This is a genomic window from Bartonella sp. MM97QHHN (assembly GCF_042194285.1).
Taxonomy (GTDB): Bacteria; Pseudomonadota; Alphaproteobacteria; order Rhizobiales; family Rhizobiaceae; genus Bartonella.
Genome location: NZ_JBHIMS010000057.1, coordinates 1 through 5535 on the forward strand (window position 1 = coordinate 1; position 5535 = coordinate 5535).

At 36.6% G+C, this 5535-nt stretch carries 1 protein-coding gene; it reads right to left on the minus strand.

Features of this window, described 5'->3' with window-relative positions:
- Nucleotides 1-854: 854 nt before the first annotated feature.
- A partial coding sequence (locus tag ACFIJW_RS02925; RefSeq protein WP_375633227.1) for a DEAD/DEAH box helicase occupies nucleotides 855-5535 on the minus strand: 4681 nt, incomplete at its 5' end.

Below are 5535 nucleotides of genomic sequence, written 5' to 3' on the forward strand. Positions count from 1 at the left end.
ATCATTATAAAGATTAGAAAAATCCCTTTTAATAGACCGTGTCAGTGTTGTCAGTTCTTTTTAGAGCCTATATTATTTTTTTAATGAGAGAAAATTAAAATCAATATATTTCAATAGGTTATAATTTTAATGATGCAACCTTTATTAAAAGACAACCCATAAATTCAATTCATAATATATATTTGTCAGTTATGTGTCAGTAAATTGAACTGACAAAATAGATTATTTTAGTGAGTGATTAAAACGTGCTTTATGAAAAGCATATGATCCTTTAAGCCTTTCAAAAGAAAGGGATTATAATCATAATAGATGCTATCAAGACCATTATGGTTATGAGTTTAGGGGGGTATGGGGGTTTTTGGGGGTCTTTTTACCCCCCACTTTATATATATTTTTTAATCCAAAATAAAAGTTATTATATTTCAATAAGTTAATCTTTCAAATAAACAACCCATATTACACACAACACGTAAATACAATCTGTAATATATATAAAAAGGATTTTTGAAGGTATTTTGAGGGTGTGAGAAACCTTCAAAACCTATAAGTAATATAAGAAAATGAATATACATAACTCTCTTTAAACAAAGCTATCATTTTAGATTACGGTATAACCTCTTAAAGGCAATGTAAAAAAATTTAATTCACTTTAGATAGGGTTTCTTAAAAGTCTTAAAGGCAATCCAAATAAAAGTATCTAAAAGTGCAAGTTTCTTCTTTTTAGAATAACGCATATAAGCACTCTTTTTAAAGATTGTATGTAATCAACTTAACAAGAGAGGTATAGATTATGGTTATAAGCTCTATACCCCTTGTGAATTTAGCATGCCTATCATGTGAACATGCTTTATAAGTTATTCAGTTTCTCTTAGTTCTAATTTTGGTAGGTTCTTAACGATTTTCATTGTCTCTAAACTTACGGTAATAACCCTCTGAAATAACTCTAGAGGGTAGGCAGGGTTGCCAATGGTTTCAACAGCATAACGATTGGCATCATTAACAATGCCACTCTTTTTATCAGTCTTTACGCATTGACGCCCCATAACCCATTCAAGAGCGGGTTTACCATTGACGATATACGCATAAGCTTCAAGAGGTATATCTGTTATTGTGATATTGTTATTATAAATAACAGTGGTTTTATCTTTCTCTTTACCTGCTTTTGCGAATTTCATTTCAGTCACATAATAGAATTTTTCGAGATTAGAGATTTCTGTCTGTTTTGGATTACCCTTTTTAAAGATCACGGGATAAGGCTCTACATCTTCATAGTTTACGTGCAAATGACCGAGTTCACGCCCAGCTGTTACAAACTTCCAAAAATCATCAGCACTCTTTACGCAAGGAATGCGAGGTAATTCTTTGCATAAATTATCAGCATAACGAGCACGGTAATCTTCTGAATGTAAAATCCCATAAACATAATAGAACAAATCATCTTTAGTGATAGTTTCATTAGGATAAGCGGCTTTAAAATGTTCTAGCCCCTCATCAGTAATAGCATTACGCCTCTGTAAACCAGCTGTTGTGTTTTTCTCCGTAGAATGCGTAAATAAATGGGATTGTTTCTCACTTTTACTTTTTGAAACCGTAGTATCTTCGTAAATATAGCGTGGAAAACATTGACCTTTTTCTATTGAATCTAAATTAGGCAAAGCTTTAGTCATCAATACAGAAAAGTCTTTCTTTGCTCCTATACCTGTAATTTGTATCACCTTATTATCAACCGCTTGTCTTATCGGGAATATACGCGGCATTTGATAAACTGCTTCATTAAAGACGCTATTGTAATAAAGCCATTGTTGTGTAAAAGGACGGTATAGGCTTTGAATAAGGCATTTATCTTCAAATTCGGAAAATTTACCTCTTAATAATTCTCTCTTAAGAGTACTGCTCCAACTAATCTTTCTTACATCGGAATTGACGAAATCATTCACGACCTTTGCACGTGCTGTACGATCAGCATGTGAATAGGTATTATTTAAACGTTTTACCTCATTATTATAGAAGGCAGTCATGTTATTCATATTTTTCTTTACAGATTCACGGCTTGAGTTATACGTCCAAGCATCACGATTGGTTGAAACACCAAGAGAATAAGTTTCAAAGAGCTTTTTATCATGCCCCTTTTTGACACCCATAGCTAAGAATGTTTTGAAACTGTCATCACGTTGATCAAGCCAATCACTGTACTTATCTGGTGTAATTATTTGCCAACCTTGTTTGCTCCGTGTAATACCATCAATGCTACCAAGAGACTCTATTATTATAAGCTTTTCTTTTCTCGTGAGATAATCTCCAATATCACGAAAATATATCTTACCACGCTGTTGTGCATTTGGATTTTTTACGAGAATGGAAATCGCTATAGGGGCTCGAGATCCAGAACCAAAAATTTTACCACCTTCTTTTCGAGAAAGTTCTCCAGAAGTTCGTTGGTTACCCCGTAAATGGAAAATATAAAGGCTGCTAAATTCTTCAACGAGGCATTTGCGTAAACCATCCATAGAATGTCCAGTAATAAAACCGGCATTTGTGACAAAGCCGATTACCCCAGCATTATCAATACGGTCACTAGCCCAGCGGATAGCGCGGATATAACTATCATATAACTTTTGCGTACTAGTTGCTTTCGATTTAGCTATATAAGTCTCACGAATACGATCATCTAATATGGGATAAGATATATTGGGATTATTATCGTTTTCATTCTTTTGTCCTACCGAATAAGGAGGGTTACCAAAGATAACTTTAATATCCAGTTTCTTTTGATGCTCTAAATATTCACTGTTTTCCTCTAGTAAACCTTTCATCAAATCTTGTTTTTCAAGCATCCGAAACGTATCAGCCAAACCAATATGCTTGAATGGGATATAATTCCCTTTCATCAGACTATGATAGGTCGATTCAATGTTAATCGCTGCTATGTAATAAGCCAGTAAAACAATCTCATTGGCATGAATATCATGACGGAATTTATATTCCATATCCTCTGGTTTGATGAGATTGGATTGTAATAGCCGTGTGATAAAGGTCCCTGTTCCAGTGAAAGGGTCAAGAATAGAAAAACCCCGTGACCCCAAGCTTTTTCCAAACTCATTACGCAACACATCATCAACAGAATGAATGATAAAATCAACAACCTCAACGGGTGTATAAACAATCCCAAGCTTATCCGTGGTTTTCTTAAATGCCTTGGCAAAAAAACTTTCATAAAGTTTGATAATAAGATTCTGTTTTGCATGAGTTTCTGTAATACCTGCTGTACAGAATGTGACACTTTTGTAAAATTGATCAAGATCTTTGGTTTTTTCTTCAATGTTCGTTTTATCCAGTTCTCTTAAGATCTTGTCCATTGCTTGCGAAATGGCATTGTTCTGTACAAATTCATTACCGTCAAATAAAGCTTCAAACACGGGACGCGTGACAAGATGTTGCGCTAACATCTCAATCGCTTCCTCTTGCTTGATTTCACTGTTGACGTTGTTCTTTAATTCCTTATGGAATGCATCAAAGGCGTGAAAGGCTTCACTCTTTTCATCGGAAATCATATCTTTAAGATGATTGATATGGTTTTGAGCAATCTCAGCAACATTGTTCGCCCAAATGCCCCAATAATCCGTGATTTTAAAACTATCCAGAAAAATGGCTTTGACAAAATCAAAAAATTCAGAACGGCGGAATAGGTCTCCTTGTCCTCCAGATACCGATTGAGATTTGCTTTCTGCTGTTCCAATGACACGTCCAGAACTTTCTGTTTTGGATGGTATCGAGATCTCATCAACCGTTGTGGTAAGCTCTTTTAATTCATTGGCACGCTTAATCTCTATAATTTCAATCGTATGGCTGCTATCTTGTCCTAAAGACATCTGATTAATTGTCCGAGCAAGCCTTTCGTCATGAGAATGTAAAGCATGCAAAACTTGCCAAACAACACGGTATCTCTTATTGTTTTTTAAAGCCTTTTTGGCTTCTAAGTGTGAAGGAATGATAATGGGTAAAATGATATAGCCCGTTTTTTTATTTGGAGCACGACGCATCACACGCCCTACTGCCTGTATCACATCCACTTGGCTATTGCGCGGGTGTAAAAACATGATGGCATCAAGAGCAGGGACATCAATCCCTTCTGAAAGACACCGAACATTGCTTAAGATCCGACAAACGTTTTGCCCCGCATCTTCTTTAAGCCAATCCAATTCCTCATTGCGTTTTTTGACGCTTTGCGTTCCGTCAATATGTCTTACTTCACAGTTTAGAAAGGGAACGGTTTGAAGGAAATCATCAATATGAGATTTGATAATTTTATTAAAGAGCTTTGTTATATATTGAGAGGTGTTAATGTCTTTGCAAAAAGCTAAAGCACATTGCATGGGCTCTGTATCATCATCATCAACAGCCGCTTGCTTATCTATTTTGGTAAGTGCTCTATAACAGCCAATAATTTTTGCCGCATCATCTAAATCAATTTCACGGTTTTCATTGGCAATAATCTCCTGTATGGCTGGTGTGATATAGGTTTCATTAATACCCAAGACCACAATCTTGTAAGGAGTTAAAAGTTCATTATCGACAGCTTCCGCGAAGGTATAATGATGAAGTTGTTTGCCATAAAGGGTTTCATCGTCCATAGATGCCAAAACAGCATTGATCTCATCCGCCCGCCTTTTAGCAGTGTCACTAAAGATACGCGGCGTTGCTGTCATATACAGACGTTTTTTGCCCCGAATGATGCTGTTATCGTGAACCTTGATAAATTCAGATTCATTGTCTTCAGTTCCCAATGAAGCCCCAGTTGTTCTATGGGCTTCATCACAGATGATCAGATCAAATTCGGGTAAACCATGGTCTTTTTGGGCATCCGAAATCACTTGAATTGAATGATAAGTTGAAAAGACCACGGTCATTGCATCTGCTAGGGATTCACAAGCTTCTTTAGCAAGGGCTTGAGCATCCGTGGTAGCAGGGAGAACAAGATCTGATGTTTCCATGCCAACAATATCATCTTGGTTTTTACGGCGCTTGCCTACTTTTGTATCCGAACACACCGCAAAGGAACGCAAGGGCACTTGTGCATCGGCTGTCCATTCACGGATTGTTTGCGAGACTAAAGCCAGAGAAGGCACCAGAAACAACACACGCTTGCCTTTTCCTGCTATGTGTTCTGCTATCTTAAGGCTTGTGAAAGTCTTCCCCGTTCCACATGCCATAATCAGCTTGCCACGATCTGCTTCTTTTAAACCTTCACAGACTTTCTTGATGGCTTCTTCTTGATGGGGACGAGGCTCTTTTGTTGATTTCAGAAGAACTTCTTGTTTTGTTGCAAATATTTGCCAATCTATCCGACTGTTTTCCATATGACGAAGGTCAATACGATAAACGGGTATCGCTTGTCCTTTAATCATGGCATTCACATTGTCACTTAATTCCACTTCTGTGGTATCAACGAGAAGACGATATTTAAAGATGTCTTTTCCAGAGGCAGCGATAAAGCTATCAATATCTTTTTTACTGATCTGATGGTCAGCTTTATAA